This is a genomic window from Oleiharenicola sp. Vm1 (genome assembly GCF_047777955.1).
Lineage (GTDB): Bacteria > Verrucomicrobiota > Verrucomicrobiia > Opitutales > Opitutaceae > Didemnitutus.
The window spans coordinates 3,042,877-3,064,281 of record NZ_CP180537.1 but is presented as its reverse complement, the minus strand read 5'-3'; the positions used below and the strand labels follow the sequence as shown (position 1 = coordinate 3,064,281).

Below are 21,405 nucleotides of genomic sequence, written 5' to 3'. Positions count from 1 at the left end.
GCGGGGTTCGGCGACCCCGCCCTACAAAACACCGCTGCGCGCTTGTCGCCTTGATCTTCGCGGGCTTCGTGCGCTTCGTCATGCCTTGGCAATGAAGGAACTCAGCTCCAGCTACGGTCGGGTGTTCATCGGCTCGAAGGAGGATTGCTTCCGCACGGCGGTGTTCGTCGCGGAGGGCCAGCGCGGGCAGACGCCGCCGCGCAAGCATTTCACCTGGGCGCTCACCGGCGGCTCGACCCCGAAGGAGTGGTATCAGTGGTGCGTGGCGAAGGACGCGCTCTCGCCCACGACGCTGGCGACGACGCACTGGTTCGTGAGCGACGAGCGCTACGTGCGCCCGGATTCGCACGAGAGCAACTTCGGCAACGCCGACCGCCTGCTGCTCAAGCCGCTCGGCATCCCGGCCGACCGCAAGCACCCGTGGTCGACCGGCATCCCGCCGGGCATGGCGGCGCTGGAGTTCGGGCGCATCAACGCGCCGTGGTTCGGCCGCGACCGGACCTTCGACGTGTGCTTCGCCGGCCTGGGTGACGACGGCCACACGCTCTCGCTCTTCCCCGGCAGCCCGCTGCTGCGCGACGACGGCGGCGCATTTTTCGCGGCGATCGACGTGCCGGAGAAGGGCTGGCGCCTCACGCTCACGCCGAGCGGGCTGAAGGCATGCGGGCTCGTCGTGGTGATGGTGCTCGGCGAGGCGAAGGCCGGGGCGCTGCATCGCGTGCTCGCCGGCGAGTTCAATCCGCAGCAAGTCCCCGCGCAGGTGCTGAAGGGCCTGCGCGACAAGGTCGTGTGGCTCGTCGACGAAGCCGCCGCGGCGAAGTTCCTGGCGGGCTAGCGTCATTGTAGGGCGGGGTCTCCCGACCCCGCCGCGAACCGAGGCCTCGACCCAGGCGAAGAAACAGCGCGTTTTGCTGCGCCTTCGTCGCGGGGCTGCGCCGAGGTCAGAGACCGCGCCGGTAAGGGCCGTTTTCCCCAACGGCCCTTGGGATCGCAGCGACGTTGCGTGCGAAGGGCGGTTGGGGCAACCGTCCCGACCATAGTGCGCCAGCGCACCGCCTACAGCGCGCGCAGGCCTAGCAGCGCGCTCTCGATGCGGTCGAAGACCGGGACGCCCTCCGCCGTGAACGCGGCGCGGTAAGGCTCGTAGGCGGGGCCGGCGTCGATCGCGACGGCGAGCGGCTTGCCGGCGGCGCGGGCCAGGGCGGCGAGCTTGGCCGCGAAGTGCGCCGCGGCCTCGCTTTCGGTGCCGAGGCGGCGCGTGAACGGCACGAGGCCTACGGCCAGCACGGCGCTCTCGCGCAACAGGATCTCGGCGCTCGCGAGGAAGGCGGACTCGTCAGCCATGGGGGTCAGGTCGAGGGGGAGACGGGGACTGACGAGTCCACCAAGGTTTTTCGCGACGAGCGCGGCCGTGAGCTCCTCCGCGGCGCGCGGGCTCAGCGTCGCAGCGGGCAAGTCCGGTCCGAAGAGGTCGGAGCCGTTCACGCTTTCGAAGCCGGCGTTCGTCAGCAGCGCGACGGGGCCCTTGGCCAGGTGCGGGTAGGCGCCGAGCCAGGCGAGGGCGCTGTCGAACTCCGCGATGGTCGCGGTCAGGCGCACGCCGCTGCGCGCAAGGAGTTCGCGTTCGAGCGCGAGGTCGCCCGCCATCGCGCCGGTGTGGCTGGCGGCGGCGGCCTGCCCGGCCTCGGTGCGGCCGGCGCGGTGCAGCAGCACGCGGGCGCCGCGCGACGCGAGCGCGCGGGCGGCGCGGGCGAACGGCGCGAGCTGTCCGGGGCCAAAGCCCTCGGCGTAGCAGGCGACGGGACCGGGACGCTCCTCGGCGGCGAGGGCGGCAAGGACGTCGGGCAGCGCGACGTCCATCTGGTTGCCGAGGGCGATGCCGAGACCGAAGCGCAGCTGCGGCTGGCGCGAGCGACGGCAAAGCAGGAAGGCGCCGCTCTGGCTGAGCAGCGTGAGCGCGCCGCCGGTCGGGGCCGGCGCGGCGAGCTTGTCCGTGGGAATGAAGGACGTGTCGAGGCTGCGCGCGGGCGCCCAGTGGCCGAGGAAGTTCGGACCGAGCACGGCCGGCGTCCAGCGGCCGGCGGCGCGGGTGTCGCGGAGGAGGGCCGCGAGCGTCGTCCCGAGGCCCTGGGTGTCGGCGCCGTCGCCGATGCCGCCGGCGACGAGCGCGACGCAGGTGGCGCCGCCGCCCTGGGCGATCAGCGCCTCGAGCGTGGCCGCGGCGGCGGGCGCGGGCAGGGCGAGGATGAGCAGGTCGACCGGGGCGTCACGCAGCGGCGCGACGTCGGGGAGGCACGGCAGGCCGAGGAAGTCGGCGTGGCCCGGCTTGATGAGCACGAGGTTGCCGGGCGGAAGCGCGTAGCGGCGAAGATTGTCGAGGATGGTGCGGCCGACGCCGCCTTCCTGGGCGGAGACGCCGGCGAGCGCGATGCGGCGCGGCTCGCGCAGCGCGGCGAGGAAGCCCGCGGCCGGCGCGAGGCGCGCGGGCGGAAGCGGCGCGTAGCGTCCGACGGCGTCGAGCGGACGCGGGGTGCCGGACGGATCGAGCGCGACGGGGTTGAGTTCGAGGAGGGCGAGACCCTGCTCCTCGCACAGCGCGGCGAGCGCCCAGAGGGAGTCGAAGAACGCGCCCAGGTCGTCGGTCGTGGTGAGCGGGTGCGTCTCGCGCAGGCGGCCGAGCCAGGCGCGCCCGAGGAGGTGGGCGGAGAATTCGGCCAGGGCCTGTTCGGCCGTGACGACGTCGACGGGCCAGCGGCAGGGCGGGGCGAGCTCGGCGAGGGCGTTGGCCTGCAGGCCCCCGAAGCCGCAGAGGATCACCCAGCCGGCGTCGGTGCGGGAGAGGGAGACGAAGGCCTCGGAGGGGACGTCGCGGTGGCGCTGGATGGCGATGCGCTCGCAGACGAGCGCGTCGATCCACGCGTGGCCCGCGTGCTCGACGCGTTCGCGCATGGCGGCGGCCTCCGCGGCGAGGCGCGGTGCGTCGAACGGGAGCATGCGCACGCAGCCGAGCTCGGACTTGTGCCAGAGTTCGTCGCCCAGGCCCTTGAGGACGATCGGTTCTTCCGGCGTGAACGGCAGAAAGCCGCCGACGAGGCCGTGGCGCGGCGGACGGAGACCGGCGCGCGCGAGGAGATCGTAGGCCTCGGTTTCGCAGAGGAAGGCGGAGCGTCGAATCTCGGTTGGCATCGGGGAGGCGGGGCAAATGGTGGGGGCCGTTGTTCTCAACGGCCCTTCGAAGGGCGCTTGAGGGCAAGCGCCCCTACCCACGGCGCAGGCTTACGTTGTGACGGGTTGCACCGCAGCGAGACCGGCGGCGAAGGCGGAGCGGTTGAGGGGGAGCACGGCGGCCTTGTCCTTGAGGACGTGGGCGAGCGTCTCGATCAGGGCGTCGTCCGGGAGGAGCTTGGTCGCGGACTGCAGCGCACCGAGCGCGACGACGTTTTTCACCATCGGCTTGCCGAGGTCGGCGGCGATCTTCGTGAACGGGATCGCGAGGATGGTGCGGCCGGGAGGGAGATCGGCCGGGGCGACGGTGACGATGGTGCTGTCGTAGAGGATGGTGCCGCCGGGGACGACGGTGTGCGCGAACTTGGTGAGGCTCGGGGCGTTGAAGGCGACGAGGACGTCGGGCTCGGGCGCAGCGGGGTTGAGCACCTCGGTGGCGGCGATGTGGACGTCGGCGTAGCTCGTGCCGCCGCGCGACTCGGGGCCGTAGGCGGGGATGTGCGTGGCGTCGTAGCCGAGCTCGATGGCGGCGCGGACGAGGAGGAGCGCGGCGGTCTGCGCGCCGTCGCCGCCGGAGCCGGCGAACTTGAAGGAGAGGTCGCGCTTCGCGACGTGCGCGGGCCACTCGGCGCGGCGCTTTTCCTCCAGCGCGGGCTCGGCGCCGGCGAGGCCGAGGACTTCCTCGGGCTCGTAGGAGGGACGCGGGCCCTTGAACCACGGCTCGGTGGCGGCGCTGAGGTCCTTCTTCACGCCGAGGGGAAAGATCGGCTCCATGTTTTCCTGCACCCATTTCTCCGCCTCGACGGGCGAGAGCTTCAGGTGCGTGGGGCATTCGGAGAGGACCTCGATGAAGGAGTAGCCGCGGCCCTCGAGCTGGTTTTGCAGCGCCTTCTTGATCGCGCGGCGGGCTTTGACGCGATTCTTGGCGTCGTAGAGCGCGACGCGTTCGACGTAGATCGGGCCGTCGAGCTGGGCGATGAGCTCGGCCATCTTGAGCGGCTGGCCCATGGCGCGGGTGCGGCCGTCGGGACTGGTGGCGGTCTTCTGGCCGACGAGCGAGGTCGGCGCGAGCTGTCCGCCGGTCATGCCGTAGATGGCGTTGTTGATGAAGATGACCGTGAGCGGCAGGCCCATCTGGGCGATGGAGATGGTCTCGGCCAGGCCGATCGACGCGAGGTCGCCGTCACCCTGGTAGGAGATGACGAGCGAGTCGGGCGAGGCGAGCTTGTGGCCGAGGGCGACGGCCGGCGCGCGACCGTGGGCGGCCTGCGAGTTGCCGGTATCGAAATAATAGTAGGCGAAGACGGAGCAGCCGACCGGCGAGATGAAGATCGTGCGGTCCTGCGCGCCGAGTTCGTTGATGACTTCGGCGATGTCGCGGTGGACGACGCCGTGGCCGCAGCCCGGGCAGTAATGCGTGCTGTGGGCCTTGAGGCCTTCGCCGTGGGCGTGGCGCTCGAATTTTTCGTAGAAGACACCGCTCATGGGGGGAGTGGGTTGAGGGAGGGCGGTCGGTGCAGGCGCTCTTACCGGCCGAGGAGCTGGTTGAGGATTTCGCGTTGCGAGGGGAGGACGCCGCCGTGGCGGCGGACGTGTTCGAGGCGCGGCGGGTTGAAGCCGGCGTGGGAGAGCGCGAGGCGGAGCTCGTCCTCGAGCTGGCCGGGCCCGGCCTCGACGACGATGAGGCGCTTGGTCTGCGGGAGCAGGTCGGCGAGGGCGCGAATGGGGAAGGGCCAGAGCGTGACCGGGCGGAAGAGGCCGACCTTCAGGCCCTCGGCGCGGGCGACCTCGACGGCGCCCTTGGCCATGCGGGCGGGCGTGTTGCAGGCGACGATCAGCACGTCGGCGTCGTCGCAGCGGTAGAGGTCGGCGCGTTGTTCCTGCGCGGCGATGCGGTCGTATTTGCGGTTGAGGTGCTCGTTGCGCTTCTCGAGGTCGGTTTCGAGGAGTTCGATCGAGGAGATGAGATTGTGGCGGTGGCCGCGGTCGCCGCAGACGGCCCAGGCCGGCCGGCCGCGTTTGAGCATGGTGTCGGGGAGTTTGACGACGCCCGTCATCTGGCCGAGGTAGCCGTCGCCGAGGATCACGACCGGGATGCGATAGCGGAACGACAGCGTGAAGGCGTCCATCGTCAGATCGAGCATCTCCTGCGGCGTGCCGGGCGCGAGGACGATGGCGTGGGTGTTGCCGTGGCCGAGGCCGCGGCAGGCGAGCTTGATGTCGGCCTGTTCGGGGCCGAGGTTGCCGAGGCCGGGGCCGCCGCGCATGACGTTGACGAAGACGCCCGGCAGCTCGGCGCCGATCATGTAGCTGACGCCCTCGAGCATGAGCGAGAAGCCCGGTCCGCTGGTGAAGGTCATGCACGGCACGCCCGAGCCGCCGGCGCCATACATCATGTTCACCGCGGCGGTTTCGGAGACGGCCTGGACGAAGGCGCCGCCGAGCTTGGGAAGGATTTTCGCCATCAGCTCGGCGCCCTCGGTCGACGGGGTGATCGGGTAGCCGAAGACGTGGCGGCAGCCGGCGAAGAGCGCGCCGATGGCGGCGGCGTAGTTGCCCTTGAGCACGAGCGGTTCGCAGACCGGCGTGACGATGGAGGTGTCGAGCTCGTCGCGCGCCGGATCGACGGTGACGGGCTTCGGGCCGAAGAGCTTCGCCGGATCCTGCAGGTCGAAGTCGTCGCCGCGGCCGGTGTGATCCGGGTGGGCGCGCTCGGTCTCGGGGCGGAGGCCGTAGGGCTCGGGGCAGGCCTGCATGCAGAGCGAGCAGCCGTTGCAGGCGTCGAGGTGGAGTTCGACCGGGATGAGACCGGTGGCGGGGTTGATTTCGGAGCCGGGTCCGATGCAGTGCTTGGGGCAGGCGTCGACGCAGCGCAGGCAGCCTTTGCAGTATTCCGGCTGCAGAAACGGTTTCGGTCGGGCGGGGGCGGTCATGGGCGGGGAGGCCGTTCGGGCGAACGCGGTCGCGCGACGCGGCGTGGTTTTTCCGCAGTGTAGTCGGGCGCGGGCGCCGCCTCTGTGCAGGGCTTGCGCGACGATGCGCAGGGCTTGGGAAGGGTGGTTACGCCGAAAGGAGGAGGGCCGGCAGGGAGGAAGGGAGAGGGGTGAGGGATGATTGATGAGAGAAGAACGGGGAGGTCGGGCCGGCCGGGCGAGCTGGACGCTCTTCGTCCTTCCCACTTCTTTATTCGTCCTTCATCCCTCCTCCATGCCTTGGCTCTGGCTCATCGTCGCCGGCCTGCTCGAAATCGCTTGGGCGGTCGGCTTGAAATACACGGACGGCTTCGCGAAGCCCGGACCGAGCGTCGTCACGGTCGTGCTGATGCTCGCGAGCTTCTGGTGCCTGGCGCAGGCGGTGAAGGGCCTGCCGCTCGGCACGAGCTACGCGATCTGGACCGGCATCGGCGCCGTCGGCACGGCCATCGCGGGCATCGCGCTGTTCAAGGAGCCGGCGACGGCGGCGCGGCTGGTGTGCATGGGATTGATCGTGGCCGGCATCGTCGGGCTGAAGTTCACGGCGCGCTGAGGGTCGACCGGCCCGCGCCGGCGGGAATTACGGAAAGCTGATGGCGGGCCGCCGCCGGCTGATAAGTGACGCCTTGGCCGTGCGGCTAGCGGGCGACCCCTTGCGTTCGGCCCGGGGAAAGTTTTTCTGGCGCTCTCGCATGCCCGCCGCCCACGCCGACAAACTCGAGATGCAGCACCGGCTGTTCGCCGAACTTTCCCGCATGTTCGGGGCGGAGGTGCCGCTCTACGACAAGTCGCTCCTCGTGAACCGCGTGGTCAACGAGAGCGTGTGCGGCCTGATCGCCCGGCGCTGGCGCGGCTTCGCCCTCGCGCCGGAGCAGCTGGAGAAGACCAGCGGCGAGCGCCACGGCGCCATCCGCATCGGGCGCCCGGACGAGTATCGCTGGATCGGGCGGTTCTTCGCGCAGTTCGCGATGGAGCCGCACGCGTTCTACGACATGACGAACGTCGGCGCGAAGAGCCAGCCGATCATCGCCACGGCGTTCCGCTCCCGCCGGAACCCCGAGCACCGCGTCTTCACCTCGCTGCTGATGACGGACTGGTTCGATCCGGCGACGCGCGCGCGCATCGAGGCCACGCTGGCGACGCGCCAGGTGTTTTCCCCGGAGGCGAAGCGCCTGATCGAGCAGGGCGAGCGCGACGGCGGTCTCGGCTGGGCCGACGCCGACGCGCTGATCCGCGAGGCGACGCAGCGCATCTTCAAGTGGACCGGCCGCGCGCGCGACCACGACCTCTACCAGGAGCTGAGCCAGGCCGGCTTCAAGATCGCAGCGGACATCGCGTGCTTCGAGTCGCACCACCTCAATCACCTCACGCCGAACACGCTCTGGATGGACGCCTACACCAGCGCGATGAAGTTCTGCCTCGGCGAGATGGGCGAGGCCGGTTTCCGCGCGCACGCGACGCTGGCGCTCGAGCATTTCGCCGCGCAATGCGACCGCGACTACCTGCGCCTGCACTTCAAGCATCTCACCGCCGCGGAGCTCGCCGCGTTCGAGCCGGCGCCGCTGCCGGCCGACGCGATCGCCGCGGTCGTGGACGCGCTGACCAAGCGCCTGAAGCAGGACGACCTCAACCTCTCCCGGCACAAGCACAGCGGCTTCAAGGACTCGACGGAGGGTCCGGCGGCCGACACGCCGGTGCTGCTGCGGCAGGATTCCTACAAGGCCCTGACCGAGCCGGTGCGCTTCACGAACGCCGACGGCCGCACGGTCGACACGTCGCACACCGCGCGCTTCGGCGAGATCGAGCAGCGCTTCTACGCCACGACCCCGAAGGGCCGCGCGCTCTACGACCGCTGCCTCGCCGCCGCCGACGCGGCGAAGGAGCGGCACCCCGGCCTGGCGAAGAAGGATTTCGCCGCCTACGAGCGGCTCGCGAGCGAGGCGTTCGCGCCGTTCCCGAAGCAGCTGATCGCGCTGGTGGAGCAGGGCCTGGTGTTCGCGCGCTTCCACGCGACCGACGCCGGCCGCGCGGCGGCGAAGGCGGGCCGCTTGCCGAGCCAGGAGCTCGTGGCCCTCGCGCGCGCGGGCCACGTGGCGATCGAGGGCCTGCGCTACGAGGACTTCCTGCCGATCAGCGCCGCGGGCATCTTTGCCTCGAACCTTCAGCAATACGGAACGCAGTCCACGGCACACGCGAAGCCGACCTACACGCAGGCGCAGCTCGAGACCGTGCTCGGCCGAGAGATCATCGACCCGAACGAGACCTACGCGGCGCTCGAGGCGGAGTCGCGCGCGGCGACCCGGCGGGAGCTGGGGATCGATGCGGGAAGTTGACGCGGACGAGATTGAGGGCTTTCGTTCACGTCATGAAGCTTGGCTATACGGTGCAGCTTTGGCAGGAGGGCGATCAATTCATCGCTCACGCCATGCCGCTCGATGTGGCGAGCAGTGGCACCACGCCAGCGAAAGCGCGCAAGGCCCTGAAGGAGGCGGTCACCCTCTTTCTCGATACCGCGAAACAGATGGGCACGTTGGAGCAGGTGCTGGAAGAAACGGGCTACACGCGAGGAGCGCGAGGCTGGTCGAGTCCCAAGTGGCTCAAGACCGAAAAAGCCGTCACGCTGCTCTCTGCGTAGGCCCGCCATGCCGCGCATCGTTCCGGTTCACTGGCGGACGTTGGAGGCGGTGTTCATCCGCGCGGGATTCGAATTCAAACGACAAGAGGGGAGTCATCGATCCTACGTGAAGCCGGGCGTAGCCCGCCCGGTTGTGATTCCGTGCTACGACGAGGTTCCGGTGTTCATCATCCGGAATAACCTGCGCACGGCAGGAATTTCGCGGGAAGAGTATCTGCGAGCAATCGGTCAGGCGTAATTTGCCTGTCGCGCGAATGCGCAACGTCATGGCTCCATCACGAAACGACCGATCCGAACGAGCAATCAAGGACGGCGTAGTTTTTCTTGCCCTTTCGGAGCAGAAGGTAGCGTCCGAATAGCAGTTTCTCGGGCGTGAGAGTGAAGGTCATGTCGACTCGATCGTTGTTCACATAGATGCCGCCGGACTCGACGTCTTTTCGAGCCTGACCCTTGGATGGCGCGAGGCCCGAGAAGAATACCAGATCGACGATGGGAACCCGCGCTTCGCCAACGCTCGAATGGTTTAATGGTCTGGTCGGGACTTCGCCCACGACGTCGTTGAAGATCGTCTCGGTGACGCCGTCGAGCGAGCCGCCGAAGAGGATCTCGCTGGCCTTGAGCGCGCCGGCGAGGGCGTCGGCGCCGTGGACGAGCGTCGTGACCTCGCGGGCGAGGGCGCGGTGCGCCTCGCGGGCGCCGGGATTGGCGGCGTGCGCGGCCTCGAGCGGCTCGATCTGCTCGCGGGTGAGGAAGGTGAACTTGCGCAGGTATTCGCAGACCTTCGCGTCCTCGGTGTTCACGAAGAACTGGTAGAGGCGGTAGGGGCTCGTCTTCTGCGGGTCGAGCCAGACGGCGCCGCTGGCGGTCTTGCCGAACTTCGTGCCGTCGCTCTTGGTGATGAGCGGGAAGGTCCAGCCCCAGGCGGTGGCGTCGGGGCCGAGCTTCTTGCGGATGAGGTCGGTGCCGGCGGTGAGGTTGCCCCACTGGTCGGAGCCGCCGATCTGCAGCTCGCAGCCGAACGTTTTCTTCAGGTGGAAGAAGTCGTAGGCCTGCAGGAGCTGGTAACTGAACTCGGTGTAGCTGATGCCACTGTCGCCTTCCATGCGCGAGCGCACGGAGTCCTTCGCCAGCATGACATTCAGCGAGAAATGCTTTCCGACGTCGCGGAGGAACTCGAGGAAGCTGAACGGCGCGATCCAGTCGGCGTTGTCGACGAGGCGCGCGGGGTTGGCGGCGGCGGAGAAGTCGAGCAGGCGCGAGAGCTGGGCCTTGATGCAGGCGATGTTGTGGTCGAGCTGCTCGCGCGTGAGCAGGTTGCGCTCGGCGGAACGGCCGGAGGGGTCGCCGACCATGCCGGTGGCGCCGCCGGCGAGGGCGATGACGTGGTGGCCGGCGCGTTGGAAGCGGGCGAGGGTGAGCTGGCCCATGAGGTGGCCGACGTGGAGCGAGTCACCGGTCGGGTCGAAGCCGCAATAGACCGTGAGGGGCGAGCCGGTCGCCAGCCGCTGACGCAGGCCGTCGAGATCGGTGCAATCGGCCAGGAGGCCGCGCCACTGCAGGTCGGAGAGGATGTCGCTCATGGGAGAGCGGCGAGTTAACCGGCGCGCCGGGGCGGGAGGCAAGGGGAGAGTTGGCTATGCCGGAAGACGGAAACTAATGGGCGCCGACGCGAAAAAAGTAAGCCAGCTCATACGGTGAAAAGGGGGTTGCCGCACGCTTGAGCGCGGCTCTACTTTGCCCCTTCTTTCGCCGCCGTCTCTTCCGGCGACTCCTCAACCTCAATCCACACCCACCATGGCACTCGCAGTCGGCACCAAAGCCCCGGATTTCACGCTCAAGACCAAGACCGCGGACGGTCTCAAGGACATCAAGCTCAGCGACCATCTCGGCAAGGACCAGGTTGTGCTCCTGTTCTTCCCCCTGGCCTACACCGGCGTGTGCACCCAGGAGATGTGCGACATCTCGAACGGCCTCTCCGGCTACGCCAGCCTCGGCGCCACCGTCTACGGCATCAGCGTCGACAGCCCGTTCACCCACGAGGCCTGGGCCAAGGCCAACAAGATCACGGTCACGCTCCTCTCCGACCTGAACAAGACGACCACCAAGGCCTACGACGTCGTGTTTCTGAACCTCGCCGGCGTCGGCGACACGTCGGCCCGCGCGGCGTTCGTCATCGGCAAGGACGGCGTGATCAAATACGCCGAGCAGACCCCGACGCCGAAGGACCTGCCGAGCTTCGAGAAGATCAAGGCCGCGCTGGCGAAGTAAGCTGCCTGCGCCGCGGTGGCGGTTCGCCGACGACGCGAACCGCGCGATAACTTTTCAACCAACGACAATCCCGTGTCCCTCCCGAATCCCTTCAACACCCTGCAGACCTTCGCCGGTGGCAAGAAGTTCTACTCGCTGCCCGCCCTCGAGCAGGCCGGCTTCAACGTCTCGCGCCTCCCGGTGAGCATCCGCCTCGTCCTCGAGGCCGTGTTGCGCAACTGCGACGGCAAGCGCGTGCTCGAGTCCAACATCAAGGAACTCGCGAGCTGGCAGCCGAACGCGGCCCGCACCGCCGAGATTCCCTTCGTCGTCGCGCGTATCGTGCTGCAGGACTTCACGGGCGTGCCGCTGCTCGTCGACCTCGCCGCCATGCGTTCCGCCGTGGCCAAGATGGGCAAGAACCCGAAGATCATCGAGCCGCTCGTGCCCGTCGACCTCGTCGTCGACCACTCCGTGCAGGTCGACTTCGCCGGCGCGGCCGACTCGATGCAGAAGAACCTCGACCTCGAGTTCTCCCGCAACCGCGAGCGCTACCAGTTCCTCAAGTGGGGCATGCAGGCCTTCGACACCTTCAAGGTCGTCCCGCCGGGCATCGGCATCGTCCACCAGGTCAACCTCGAGTATCTCGCCAAGGGCGTGCTCAACGCCGGCGACGTCTACTATCCGGACACGCTCGTCGGCACCGACTCGCACACCACGATGATCAACGGCATCGGCATCGTGGGCTGGGGCGTCGGCGGCATCGAGGCCGAGGCCGGCATGCTCGGCCAGCCCGTCTACTTCCTCACGCCCGACGTCGTCGGCGTGCACCTGACCGGCGCGCTCAAGGAAGGCGTCACCGCCACCGACCTCGCGCTCACCGTCACACAGCTCATGCGCAAGACGAAGGTCGTCGGCAAATTTGTCGAGTTCTTCGGCCCCGGCGCCGCGGCGCTGCCGGTCGTCGACCGCGCCACCATTGCCAACATGGCGCCGGAATACGGTGCGACCATGGGCTTCTTCCCGATCGACGCCGAGTGCTCCAACTACCTCCGCGCCACCGGCCGCTCCGAGAAGGACGTCGCCACCTACGAAGCCTACTACCAGGCCCAGGGCCTCTGGGGCATCCCGCAGGCCGGCCAGATCGACTACTCGCAGGTCGTCGAGCTCGACCTCGGCACCGTCGTCCCGAGCGTCGCCGGCCCGAAGCGCCCGCAGGATCGCATCGAGCTGCAGAATCTCCAGCGCGAGTTCTTCAAGGCCGTGTCGCGCCCCGTGACCGAGAACGGCTTCGGCAAGACCCGCGCCGAGTTCGCCAAGTCCGTGAAGGTCGAGACCACCGCCAAGAAGAAGGCCACCGTCGGCACCGGCTCCGTCCTCATCGCCGCCATCACGAGCTGCACCAACACGTCCAACCCGAGCGTCATGCTCGCCGCCGGCCTCCTCGCCAAGAAGGCCGTCGAGAAGGGCCTGAAGGTCAACCCGGCCGTCAAGGCCTCGCTCGCCCCCGGCTCCCGCGTCGTCACCGACTACCTGAAGAAGACCGGCCTGCAGCCCTACCTGAACAAGCTCCGCTTCAACACCGTCGGCTACGGCTGCACGACCTGCATCGGCAACTCCGGCCCGCTCGACGCCGCCATCGAGGACGCCGTGGTGAAGAACGACCTCGTCACCGCCTCCGTCCTCTCGGGCAACCGCAACTTCGAGGCCCGCGTCCACCAGAACATCAAGAGCAACTTCCTCATGTCGCCGCCGCTCGTCGTCGCCTTCGCGCTCGCCGGCCGCGTCGACATCGACCTGAGCTGCGAGCCCCTCGGCAAGGACAAGGACGGCGCGCCCGTCTACCTCGCCGACATCTGGCCCTCGCTCCAGGAAGTGCGCGACGCCATGCAGTCCGCGCTCAAGCCCGAGGTGTTCCGCAAGCTCTACAAGGACTTCGCGGCGCAAAACCCGAAGTGGAACGAGATCCCCGCCTCGGTCGGCAACGTCTACGAGTTCGACTCCCAGTCGACCTACATCCAGGAGCCGCCGTTCTTCACCAACTTCTCGATGTCGCCCGGCACCATCGCCGAGATCAAGGGCGCCCGCGCGCTCGGCATCTTCGGCGACTCGGTCACGACCGACCACATCTCGCCCGCCGGTGCGATCAAGAAGAGCTCGCCCGCCGGCAAGTTCCTCCTCGAGAACGGCGTCGCCTTCGAGGACTTCAACTCCTACGGCTCGCGCCGCGGCAATGACCGCATCATGACCCGCGGCACCTTCGCCAACGTCCGCATCAAGAACCTGATGCTCGGCGGCGAGGAAGGCGGCAACACGCTCGGGCCCGACGGCCAGAAGACGTCGATCTACGACGCCTCGATGGCCTACCAGAAGCAGGGCACGCCGCTGATCGTCATCGCCGGCCAGGAATACGGCACCGGCTCCTCCCGCGACTGGGCCGCCAAGGGCACCAACCTCCTCGGCGTGAAGGTCGTCGTGGCGCAGAGCTTCGAGCGCATCCACCGCTCCAACCTCGTCGGCATGGGCGTGCTGCCCCTCCAGTTCAAGGAGGGCACGACCGCCCAGACCCTGAAGCTCGACGGCACCGAGACCTACGACGTCGTCGGCCTCAGCCCGGCGGTGAAGCCGCAGCAGGACCTCACGCTCCGCATCACCCGCAAGGACGGTTCGGTGCAGGACGTCGCGGTCACCTGCCGCATCGATACGCCCATCGAGATCGACTACTACCAGCACGGCGGCATTTTGCCCTACGTGCTGCGCCAGATCGTGTCGAAGAACTGATTGCTCTCCGGCGGGGCGCGGCCTTCCGGTCGCGCCCCGCCTCCTTTTCCCTCCCGCATGCCCGAAACCGCGAAACCCGTCTTCCTCGTCAACGCCTACGCCGATCCGGTGCTGGTCCGCATCGACGGCCGCGCCGCGTTCACGAACAGCGGCAGCCTGAAGGATTTCTTCAGCGAGATGGTGAAGCAGGGCCGGTCCCGCTTCGTCCTCGATTTCCAGGCCTGCACGAGCATGGACAGCACCTTCCTCGGCGTCCTCGCCGGCGCGGCGCTGCAGATGAAGAAGCTCAATCCGCCGGGCAGCGTCACGCTCGTCCGCGTCGGCGAGCGCAACCTCGAGCTCATCCGCAACCTCGGCCTGCACCGCCTCGCCACCGTGGACGCCGGCGTCACGAACCTCAGCTTCGACGGCGGGCAGTCGCAGGCGCTGACCGAGCAGAAGAAGGACGAGATCGAGAGCGCCAAGCTCGTGCTCGAGGCCCACGAGAATCTCGTCAGCGCGGACTCGGCCAACGCGGCCAAGTTCCAGGACGTGCTCGCCTTCCTCCGCAGCCGCGTGGAGCAGGGGCGCTGAGCGGGACGGGCGGACCGCCCGGGCGCCCGCGCCGGCGGCCGGCGGAAATCGGCTCGGCTTTCCGCGGGCGCGGTTTCAAGTTGTCCGGACCATGATGCTGTTCCTCCTCGGCGCGATGGCCGGTGCGATGCTCGTCTACGCCTTCTACTGGCGGGCGCAGCGCCAGGCGGCGCGCGTGGAGGAGGAGAAGAGCTCGCTGCTCGAGGAGCGGCAGATCGTGCTGGATTACATGCACACGATGGTCGACGCGGTCGGCGAGCGGCTGTCGCGCGACGAGCTGTTCCAGCGGATCGTCCACGCCTCGATCCTGAGCACCGGCGCGCTCAGCGCCTGCATCTTCGAGCGGGGGGCGGACGACATGATGCGCGGCGTCGCGGTCGAGGGACTTTTCCCGCCGCACCGGCCGATCCCGGACACCCAGCGCATGCAGATGGGCTCGCGGGCGAAGTTCATCGCCCAGGTCCTGCGCTCGGAGTCGTTCCCGGTCGGCGAGGGCATCGTCGGCCGCGTCGCCGCCACCGGTCGCGGCGAACTGGTGGTGAACGCCCCGGGCGACCCGCGCATCGTCAAGCACGACGACCCCGCGCTGGTCGTCCGCTCCGTCATCGCGGCGCCGATCATGGTCCGGTCGAAACTCATCGGCGTGCTCTGCGTCTGCAACGCGGCCGACGGCCTGCCGTTCACCGAGACCGACTACTCCCTCGTCGAGGCGCTGGCGGAGCAGGCGGGCCTCGCGGTGCACAACGCCGATTTCGTCGCCCTCGAGGTCGAGAAGCAGCGCATCGACCTCGACCTCACGCTCGCGAGCGATGTCCAGCAGATGCTCCTGCCGCGCGAGATGCCGCTCGTGCCCGGTCTCGAGATCGACGCGCGCTACATGACCGCGCAGAAGGTCGGCGGCGATTTCTACGACGTGTTTCCCCTCGAGGGCGGACGCCTCGGCGTCGCGGTGGCGGACGTGTCGGGCAAGGGCATCTCCGCCTCGCTGCTCATGGCGATCTGCCGCACCTCGCTGCGCGCGATCGCGCCGCGGCACGCTTCGCCCGCCGGCGTGCTGAAGGAGCTCAACCGCTCGCTGTCGGCCGACATCCGCGCCGGCATGTATATCACCATGACCTACGCCATCGTCGACGTCGCGCGCTCGCACCTGGTGTTCGCGCGCGCCGGGCACGAGCTGCCGCTGCTGGCCGAGACGGGCCCGCGGGGTTTCCGCCACGCCTTCGTCGGCTCCGAGGGCATGCCCCTCGGGCTGGTCGACAGCGAGGTCTTCGACGCCGTGATCGAGGATCGCGAGGCCGGCTTCGGTGCGGGGGCGGTCTTGGTGCTCTTCACCGACGGGCTGACCGAGGCGCCCAACGACGACGGTCGGGAGTTCGGCAACGCCCGCCTCGCCGACGCCGTGCGCGCCGCCCAGGACCAGCCCGCCGCCGGGATCAACACGGCGATCATGAAGGCGGTCAGCAGTTTCAGTCGCGGCGAGCCGCGCGACGACTTCACGTTGCTCACGATCAGGCATCGTTCCTGACCATGCCCTGGCCCTAGGCGTTAGGGCCGAGTGGCCATGTCCTCCTGCGTGGTTTTCTTTTGGGGTGATAACCTGTCTGTTGACCCCAGATGAGCCTCAGCCACACCCCCCGTCGCCTTGTGCGGTCCGCCGTTTGCGGCGCCGCGGCGGTGCTGGGCGTGATCGCGCTGCACGCGCAGTCGGCCATCAGCGTGACGGACACGACAGGTTGGAATCCCTGGTATACTGGCTCGGGCACGGTGATGTCCGACACCCAGAACGATCAGCAGACCGGCCAGCATACCGACGACTACGTCGGCGACTCCACCTACTACGGCATGATGCAGAAGGCCGGCACGATCGGCGGCACCAATTACGTGGCCTGGCGCTTCCGTTTCGACGACTATTCCGGCGCCGACAAGTTCGGCGGCAACGGCGGCAACGTCGGCCTCGGCCTCGATCTCGACGGCAACGGCTCGGTCGACGTCATGATGGTCATATCGGAGGGCTCCGGCAACGTGAACAACCGCTCGCGCACCGTCTACTTCGGCACGCCCGGCACCGACGCCAACACCGGCCCGAGCACCACGAGCTGGACGATCGACACGAACCAGACGACCAAGATCAGCCTGACGGTCAACACGACCTACGATCTCTCCGCGACCAACGACGGCTACAACTTCGCCGGCACGCAGGACTCGTGGCTGACGTTCGCGGTCAGCTTCTCCGCGCTCCAGGCCGGCATCCGCGCCTACGCGGGATCGGCCTTCTCCAGTTTCGTCTACGACTACACGACCAAGATTTCCTTCATCGCGTTCACCTCCACGCAGACCAACGCGCTGAACCAGGACCTTTTCGGCGCGAACAAGAACGCGCTGACCAACGGCACGACCGAGAATACGGCGACCTGGGCCGATCTCGGCGCCATCACGCCCGCCATCGACGCGTTCGGTCGCGTGCCTGAGCCGGCGACCTACGCGCAGCTCGGCGCCCTTTTGCTGGCGGGAGGCTGGATCGCCTACCGGCGGCGGGCTTCGCGGCGCGCGCCGGCCTCACTGGGGTGAGCGGCGGCCGGACCTTGCGCCGCGCCTTCGACTGGCTGGCCGATGCCGGCCGGTTCGGCGGCGCGCTGTTTTACTGGAACGCGCGCAAGACCGCCTACGTCGCGCGCGGACGCCGGGGACGCTGTCCGTGCCAGAACGAGAGCGACGACAGCGTGCCCGGGCACGTGCGCTGCGAGGCGGTGCTGCACTGGCACGACCCGGCGCGGTTTCGCCCGATTTGTCCGCTGCTGGTCTCCACCCCGGACGGTTGGCGCTGCTCCGTGCACGCGGCGCAGGTGCGCCCGTTCTGGGGGCGGGTGGCCGGCTGGGGCCTGGGGGTGGGACTGGCGCTTTATCTCGCCGGCGTCATCGCGATCTTCGCCTTTCTCCGCGGGGTCGGCGGCGCGCCGGTCTCGTTCGCGCAGGTGGCGTGGCCCGGCTGGTGGCACGAGATCCGCGCGGTGCAGGCGCAGCACCTTTTCCAGCGCGCGATCGACGCGTTCGGCCGCGGGCGGCTGAACGAGGCGCACCTCGCGCTCCTCTCGGCCCAGCAACGCGACCCGCACAACTACGACGCCGCGCTCTTGCTGGCGCAGATCGCGATGTTCCAGGGCAGCGTGATCTCGTCCGACCAGCAGTTCGACCGCCTGCTGCGCGAGCATCCGGCGCAGGCGGCGCGGACCGCCGTGGTCTACCACGACACGCTGCTCTCGCTCGATCGCATGGTGCGGCTGGCGTCGTTCAGCCTGGCGATGGCCAAGGCCGATCCCGCGCGCGCCGCCGTGTGGGTGCGGGCGGCGCTGGTGGCCGTGCGCGCGCTCGGCGCCACCGAGGCCGCCGAACTGCGCGGGAAGGTCGAGCCGGTGCTGGCCTCCCTGGCCCCGCACGCGCAGCTGCTGGTGCGGGCGGAGTTCGACGTGCGCTGCGGCGACACGGCGGGAGCGCGGCGCCGGCTGCGCGCGCCCTTCAACGGCGCGCTGAATCCCTTCTACGCGCGGTATCAGGTGCTGCGCGTGGCCGAGCTGGGCGATCCCGGCGCGGCGCAGGTGCTGCTCGATTTCTACGGCCCGCCGTTCGGCGAGTTCGAGCAGCAGCTGACCCAGTTCGAGCTGGCCATGATCGCGCGCGACGACGGCGCGGCCGAGGTGGCGTTCCGCCGGCTGTTGGCGCAGCCGCTGCAGGAGCGGCGCGTCGAGCGCATCGCGGCGGCGCTGATCGCGCATCCCGGCGCCCGGCGCTACCGCGAACTGAGCGCCCGGGTCCAGCGCGAGGGCCTGCTCGAGGCCGTGTGCGACGGCGCGGGGCTGTGGGTGACCGGCGTGGTGTGCGGCGCGGACAAGGACGCCGCCTATTGGCAGACGCACGGCAAGCAGCCGCCCTTCAGCGGCTATCCGGCGATCCGGGCCATCGATTTTCGTGCGCGCTCGCTCACGGTCGAGAACTCCGTCGGCCGGCTGGTGAACGTGCTGCCGCTGCCGCGCGAGGTCATCCTCGCCCTGCAGGCGCGCGTGGAGCCGCCGCCCGCCGCCGCGCGGTCCGCCCGCGGCGGGAATTGAGCGACTGGCATAAGGGGAAAACGCGTTTGCGTTTGCCCGCCCCGGGCCTACCCGTTGGCCCGATGTCCGCTTCCGCCGCCCCGTCCGCCGCCCGTTTCCAGCAGCCCGACGCCTCGGGCCATTTCGGTGCCTACGGCGGCGTCTACGTGCCGGAGACGCTGATGACGGCGCTCGAGGAGCTGACCGCGGCCTACGCGGCGGCGAAGGCCGATCCGGCGTTCCACGCCGAGCTGAAGCGGCACCTGAAGGAATTCGCCGGCCGCCCGACCGAGCTTTATTTCGCCGAGCGCCTGACCGAGCACTGCGGCGGCGCGAAGATCTATTTCAAGCGCGAGGACCTGCTCCACACCGGGGCGCACAAGATCAACAACGCGCTCGGCCAGGCCCTGCTGGCGCGGCGCATGGGCAAGCGGCGCATCATCGCCGAGACCGGCGCCGGCCAGCACGGCGTCGCGACCGCGGCGGTGTGCGCCAAGTTCGGCCTCGACTGCACGGTCTACATGGGGGCGGTGGACATGGAGCGGCAGGCCCTGAACGTTTTCCGCATGCGCCTGATGGGCGCCAAGGTCGTGGCGGTGGAGTCGGGCCAGAAGACGCTCAAGGACGCCGTCAACGAGGCGATGCGCGACTGGGTGACCAACGTGCGCTCGACCCACTACATCCTCGGCTCCGCGCTCGGCTCGCATCCGTATCCGATGATGGTCCGGGATTTTCACCGCGTGATCGGCCTGGAGCTCAAGGAGCAGATCCTCGCCCGGGAGGGCCGGCTGCCGGACGAGATCGTCGCCTGCGTCGGCGGCGGCTCGAACGCGATCGGGGCGTTCTTCGAGTTTCTCGACGATGCCGGCGTGACGCTCACCGGCGTCGAGGCGGGCGGCCGCGGCATCCGCAAGGGCGAGCACGCGGCGCGCTTCGAGGGCGGCCGGCTCGGCGTGCTGCAGGGCGGCAAGACCTACATCCTCCAGAACGAGGACGGGCAGATCGAGCTCACGCACTCCGTCAGCGCCGGCCTCGACTACGCCGCCATCGGCCCGGAGCACGCCTTCTACCGCGACCTGAACCGCATCCAGTTCGCCTACGCCACCGACGACGAGGTGCTGGAGGCGTTCCAGCTTTGCTCGCGCCTCGAGGGCATCATCCCCGCGCTCGAGTCCACCCACGCGCTCGTCTACGCCGTGAAGCGCGCGCAGCAGATGCGCCCGGACCAGGTGCTGGTCGTGAATCTCAGCGGCCGCGGCGACAAGGACGTGCAGCAGGTGCAGCGGATGCTGGGCTGACGGCGCGGTGGGGATTGGCGCGGGTGAAACGGGCGAATTTAGCCGTGTGCATCCGGGAAATCCGTGGTTAGAAAGGCCCCCGAATGAATTCCATGACAGGCTTCGGCCGCGGGGCGGCCAACTTCGGGGCGCAGGCGATCACCGTGCAGGTGAACTCGGTAAACCGTCGCGGGCTCGACCTGACGATGGCGCTGCCGGATGCGTGGGATGCGCTCGAGGCGTCCGTCGCCGAGGCGGTGCGGAAGGTCGTCGTGCGCGGCAAGGTCCACGTGGTGGTCGAGGCCAGCGCGGGCGGTGAGAGCGCCTGGAACGAGGAGGACGTGGCGGACACGCTGGACCGGCTGCAGGCGCTGGCGCGGGCGCGCGGCGTGCCGTTCGCGCCCACGGCCGAGCTGCTCTGGGAGATCGCGAGCGCGACGGACGGCGGCGGCAAGCTCGGCACCGCGGAGCAGGCCTGGCCGGCGGTCGAGCAGGCGCTGCTGGCGGCGCTGCGCGGGCTGGCGGCGATGCGGGCGAAGGAGGGCGAGGCGCTGCTGGTGGATTTTCTCGGCCGCATTGCGAAGCTGCACACCCAGGTGGAGGCGATCGCGGCGCGCGCGCCCCAGGTGGCGCCGGCCTACCGCGAGCAATTGCTCCAGCGGTTGCGCGGCGCGGGGCTCGAGCTCGACGTGAGCGACGAGCGGGTGCTGAAGGAGGTGGCGCTCTTCGCCGACCGCTGCGACGTGAGCGAGGAAATCACGCGGCTGCGGAGTCACCTGGGCCAGCTGCGCGAGCTGCTGCGCTCGGAGGGGGAGGTCGGCCGCAAGGCCGAGTTCATCCTCCAGGAGATCGGCCGCGAGGTCCACACCATCGGCAGCAAGGCCAACGACCTGGCGATCAGCCAGCGCGTGATCGAGTGCAAGAACGAGCTCGAGCGCGTGCGCGAGCAGATGGCGAACGTCGAATAGCGCCGGCGATCCGCCGCCCGCGGCTCAGCGCCCGGCGGGAGCGATTCGCTCCGCCGGCGGCGTGGGCTGCTTCAGCGACCAGAGGATGTAGCCGAACACGCCGCAGACGATGCCGATGTCGGCGACGTTGAACGACGGGTAGATGTAGCTGCCGAAGTGGAAGTCGAGGAAGTCGACCACGTGCCCGACGCGCAGCCGGTCGGTGAGGTTGCCGACGGTGCCGCCGCAGAGGCCGCCGAAGCAGAGCTGGACGAGGCCGTGACGCAGGCCGAGCGAGTGCCGCCAGAAGTAGATCGCGACGAGCGTGGCGACGGCGAGCAGGCCGAGCCAGTGGCCGCGGCCGCTCAGGATGCTCCACGCCGCGCCGGTGTTGCCGACGTGCACGAGGTTGAAGAAACCATCGATGACCGGCACGTGCGCAGGCGGGCCGTAGGTCGGGAAGGGCAGGCGCGCCTCGATCGCGTGCTTGGTCAGCTGGTCGAGCGCGTAGACGCCGAACGCGACCAGCCACAGGCGGCGATAGGCGAGGACGCGCTGAGTTTTCGATTTTTGATTCTCGATCTTCGATTGGCCAACGCTGCCGGGCGCACCGGCGACGGGTGAATTGGCGGGGGATGGCTTCAATCGAAAATCCGAAATCCGAAA

Annotated in this window: 18 protein-coding genes; 13 read left to right on the top strand and 5 right to left on the bottom strand. The window is 69.3% G+C overall.

Annotation, left to right across the window (positions count from 1 at the left end):
- Positions 1-91: 91 nt before the first annotated feature.
- Positions 92-835 carry a 6-phosphogluconolactonase gene (gene pgl / locus ACMYLB_RS14865; protein WP_415907754.1) on the top strand — a complete coding sequence of 248 codons (744 nt, stop codon included), beginning with the start codon at positions 92-94 and terminating at the stop codon, positions 833-835.
- A 221-nt stretch (positions 836-1,056) separates the two neighbouring features.
- On the opposite strand, the gene ACMYLB_RS14860 is transcribed toward pgl, so the two are convergent.
- The 3 genes from ACMYLB_RS14860 to vorB all read right to left on the bottom strand — a co-directional run bounded on the left by ACMYLB_RS14860 (position 1,057) and on the right by vorB (position 6,158).
- Positions 1,057-3,186, bottom strand: a complete 2,130-nt coding sequence (locus tag ACMYLB_RS14860; RefSeq protein WP_415907753.1) for a CoA-binding protein — start codon at positions 3,184-3,186, stop codon at positions 1,057-1,059.
- 90 nt (positions 3,187-3,276) lie between these two features.
- Entirely contained in the window at positions 3,277-4,710 is a 1,434-nt protein-coding gene (locus ACMYLB_RS14855; protein ID WP_415907752.1) for a 2-oxoacid:acceptor oxidoreductase family protein, read from the bottom strand.
- A 41-nt stretch (positions 4,711-4,751) separates the two neighbouring features.
- On the bottom strand, positions 4,752-6,158 hold the full coding sequence (gene vorB / locus ACMYLB_RS14850) for a 3-methyl-2-oxobutanoate dehydrogenase subunit VorB (protein WP_415907751.1): 1,407 nt from the start codon (positions 6,156-6,158) through the stop codon (positions 4,752-4,754).
- Positions 6,159-6,432: 274 nt separating this feature from the next.
- On the opposite strand from vorB, the gene sugE reads away from it, so the two are divergent.
- The 4 genes from sugE to ACMYLB_RS14830 all read left to right on the top strand — a co-directional run bounded on the left by sugE (position 6,433) and on the right by ACMYLB_RS14830 (position 9,070).
- Positions 6,433-6,750 carry a quaternary ammonium compound efflux SMR transporter SugE gene (gene sugE, locus ACMYLB_RS14845; protein WP_415907750.1) on the top strand — a complete coding sequence of 106 codons (318 nt, stop codon included), beginning with the start codon at positions 6,433-6,435 and terminating at the stop codon, positions 6,748-6,750.
- Positions 6,751-6,889: 139 nt separating this feature from the next.
- The gene (locus tag ACMYLB_RS14840) at positions 6,890-8,530 is read left to right on the top strand and encodes a 2-oxoadipate dioxygenase/decarboxylase family protein (protein WP_415907749.1); all 1,641 of its coding nucleotides are present in this window, start codon (positions 6,890-6,892) and stop codon (positions 8,528-8,530) included.
- Positions 8,531-8,562: 32 nt separating this feature from the next.
- Complete coding sequence (locus ACMYLB_RS14835; RefSeq protein ID WP_415907748.1) at positions 8,563-8,832, top strand: hypothetical protein; 270 nt, start codon at positions 8,563-8,565, stop codon at positions 8,830-8,832.
- A 7-nt stretch (positions 8,833-8,839) separates the two neighbouring features.
- A complete protein-coding gene (locus ACMYLB_RS14830; protein WP_415907747.1) occupies positions 8,840-9,070 on the top strand; it encodes a type II toxin-antitoxin system HicA family toxin in 231 nt (76 codons plus the stop codon).
- 37 nt (positions 9,071-9,107) lie between these two features.
- Here the strand turns inward: ACMYLB_RS14830 and tyrS are convergent, their stop codons facing one another.
- Complete coding sequence (gene tyrS / locus ACMYLB_RS14825; RefSeq protein WP_415907746.1) at positions 9,108-10,412, bottom strand: tyrosine--tRNA ligase; 1,305 nt, start codon at positions 10,410-10,412, stop codon at positions 9,108-9,110.
- Between the two features lie 214 nt (positions 10,413-10,626).
- Between tyrS and ACMYLB_RS14820 the strand changes: the two genes are divergently transcribed.
- The 8 genes from ACMYLB_RS14820 (at position 10,627) to ACMYLB_RS14785 (ending at position 20,760) form a co-directional block, all read left to right on the top strand.
- Positions 10,627-11,100 carry a redoxin domain-containing protein gene (locus tag ACMYLB_RS14820; RefSeq protein ID WP_415907745.1) on the top strand — a complete coding sequence of 158 codons (474 nt, stop codon included), beginning with the start codon at positions 10,627-10,629 and terminating at the stop codon, positions 11,098-11,100.
- Between the two features lie 72 nt (positions 11,101-11,172).
- Positions 11,173-13,860, top strand: a complete 2,688-nt coding sequence (gene acnA / locus ACMYLB_RS14815; protein WP_415907744.1) for an aconitate hydratase AcnA — start codon at positions 11,173-11,175, stop codon at positions 13,858-13,860.
- A gap of 57 nt (positions 13,861-13,917) precedes the next feature.
- Entirely contained in the window at positions 13,918-14,433 is a 516-nt protein-coding gene (locus ACMYLB_RS14810) for an STAS domain-containing protein (RefSeq protein WP_415907743.1), read from the top strand.
- A 91-nt stretch (positions 14,434-14,524) separates the two neighbouring features.
- Positions 14,525-15,958: a PP2C family protein-serine/threonine phosphatase gene (locus ACMYLB_RS14805; RefSeq protein ID WP_415907742.1), complete on the top strand. Its 1,434-nt coding sequence runs from the start codon at positions 14,525-14,527 to the stop codon at positions 15,956-15,958.
- Positions 15,959-16,077: 119 nt separating this feature from the next.
- The gene (locus tag ACMYLB_RS14800) at positions 16,078-17,001 is read left to right on the top strand and encodes a PEP-CTERM sorting domain-containing protein (protein ID WP_415907741.1); all 924 of its coding nucleotides are present in this window, start codon (positions 16,078-16,080) and stop codon (positions 16,999-17,001) included.
- Complete coding sequence (locus ACMYLB_RS14795) at positions 16,998-18,536, top strand: hypothetical protein (RefSeq protein ID WP_415907740.1); 1,539 nt, start codon at positions 16,998-17,000, stop codon at positions 18,534-18,536. The genes ACMYLB_RS14800 and ACMYLB_RS14795 overlap by 4 nt, the downstream gene beginning before the upstream one ends.
- Before the next feature lie 62 nt (positions 18,537-18,598).
- Complete coding sequence (trpB, locus tag ACMYLB_RS14790; RefSeq protein ID WP_415907739.1) at positions 18,599-19,813, top strand: tryptophan synthase subunit beta; 1,215 nt, start codon at positions 18,599-18,601, stop codon at positions 19,811-19,813.
- A gap of 83 nt (positions 19,814-19,896) precedes the next feature.
- Positions 19,897-20,760, top strand: a complete 864-nt coding sequence (locus tag ACMYLB_RS14785; RefSeq protein ID WP_415907738.1) for a YicC/YloC family endoribonuclease — start codon at positions 19,897-19,899, stop codon at positions 20,758-20,760.
- A gap of 24 nt (positions 20,761-20,784) precedes the next feature.
- Here ACMYLB_RS14785 and lspA read toward each other — a convergent pair whose 3' ends face one another.
- On the bottom strand, positions 20,785-21,384 hold the full coding sequence (gene lspA, locus ACMYLB_RS14780; RefSeq protein WP_415907737.1) for a signal peptidase II: 600 nt from the start codon (positions 21,382-21,384) through the stop codon (positions 20,785-20,787).
- Positions 21,385-21,405 lie beyond the last annotated feature (21 nt).

What these genes read in the sequence shown, in the direction of transcription:
- pgl (WP_415907754.1), top strand. Translation starts at nt 92, where the DNA reads ATGAAGGAACTCAGCTCCAGCTACGGTCGGGTGTTCATCGGCTCGAAG.
- ACMYLB_RS14860 (WP_415907753.1), bottom strand. Translation starts at nt 3,186, where the DNA reads ATGCCAACCGAGATTCGACGCTCCGCCTTCCTCTGCGAAACCGAGGCC.
- ACMYLB_RS14855 (WP_415907752.1), bottom strand. Translation starts at nt 4,710, where the DNA reads ATGAGCGGTGTCTTCTACGAAAAATTCGAGCGCCACGCCCACGGCGAA.
- vorB (WP_415907751.1), bottom strand. Translation starts at nt 6,158, where the DNA reads ATGACCGCCCCCGCCCGACCGAAACCGTTTCTGCAGCCGGAATACTGC.
- sugE (WP_415907750.1), top strand. Translation starts at nt 6,433, where the DNA reads ATGCCTTGGCTCTGGCTCATCGTCGCCGGCCTGCTCGAAATCGCTTGG.
- ACMYLB_RS14840 (WP_415907749.1), top strand. Translation starts at nt 6,890, where the DNA reads ATGCCCGCCGCCCACGCCGACAAACTCGAGATGCAGCACCGGCTGTTC.
- ACMYLB_RS14835 (WP_415907748.1), top strand. Translation starts at nt 8,563, where the DNA reads ATGAAGCTTGGCTATACGGTGCAGCTTTGGCAGGAGGGCGATCAATTC.
- ACMYLB_RS14830 (WP_415907747.1), top strand. Translation starts at nt 8,840, where the DNA reads ATGCCGCGCATCGTTCCGGTTCACTGGCGGACGTTGGAGGCGGTGTTC.
- tyrS (WP_415907746.1), bottom strand. Translation starts at nt 10,412, where the DNA reads ATGAGCGACATCCTCTCCGACCTGCAGTGGCGCGGCCTCCTGGCCGAT.
- ACMYLB_RS14820 (WP_415907745.1), top strand. Translation starts at nt 10,627, where the DNA reads ATGGCACTCGCAGTCGGCACCAAAGCCCCGGATTTCACGCTCAAGACC.
- ACMYLB_RS14810 (WP_415907743.1), top strand. Translation starts at nt 13,918, where the DNA reads ATGCCCGAAACCGCGAAACCCGTCTTCCTCGTCAACGCCTACGCCGAT.
- ACMYLB_RS14805 (WP_415907742.1), top strand. Translation starts at nt 14,525, where the DNA reads ATGATGCTGTTCCTCCTCGGCGCGATGGCCGGTGCGATGCTCGTCTAC.
- trpB (WP_415907739.1), top strand. Translation starts at nt 18,599, where the DNA reads ATGTCCGCTTCCGCCGCCCCGTCCGCCGCCCGTTTCCAGCAGCCCGAC.
- ACMYLB_RS14785 (WP_415907738.1), top strand. Translation starts at nt 19,897, where the DNA reads ATGAATTCCATGACAGGCTTCGGCCGCGGGGCGGCCAACTTCGGGGCG.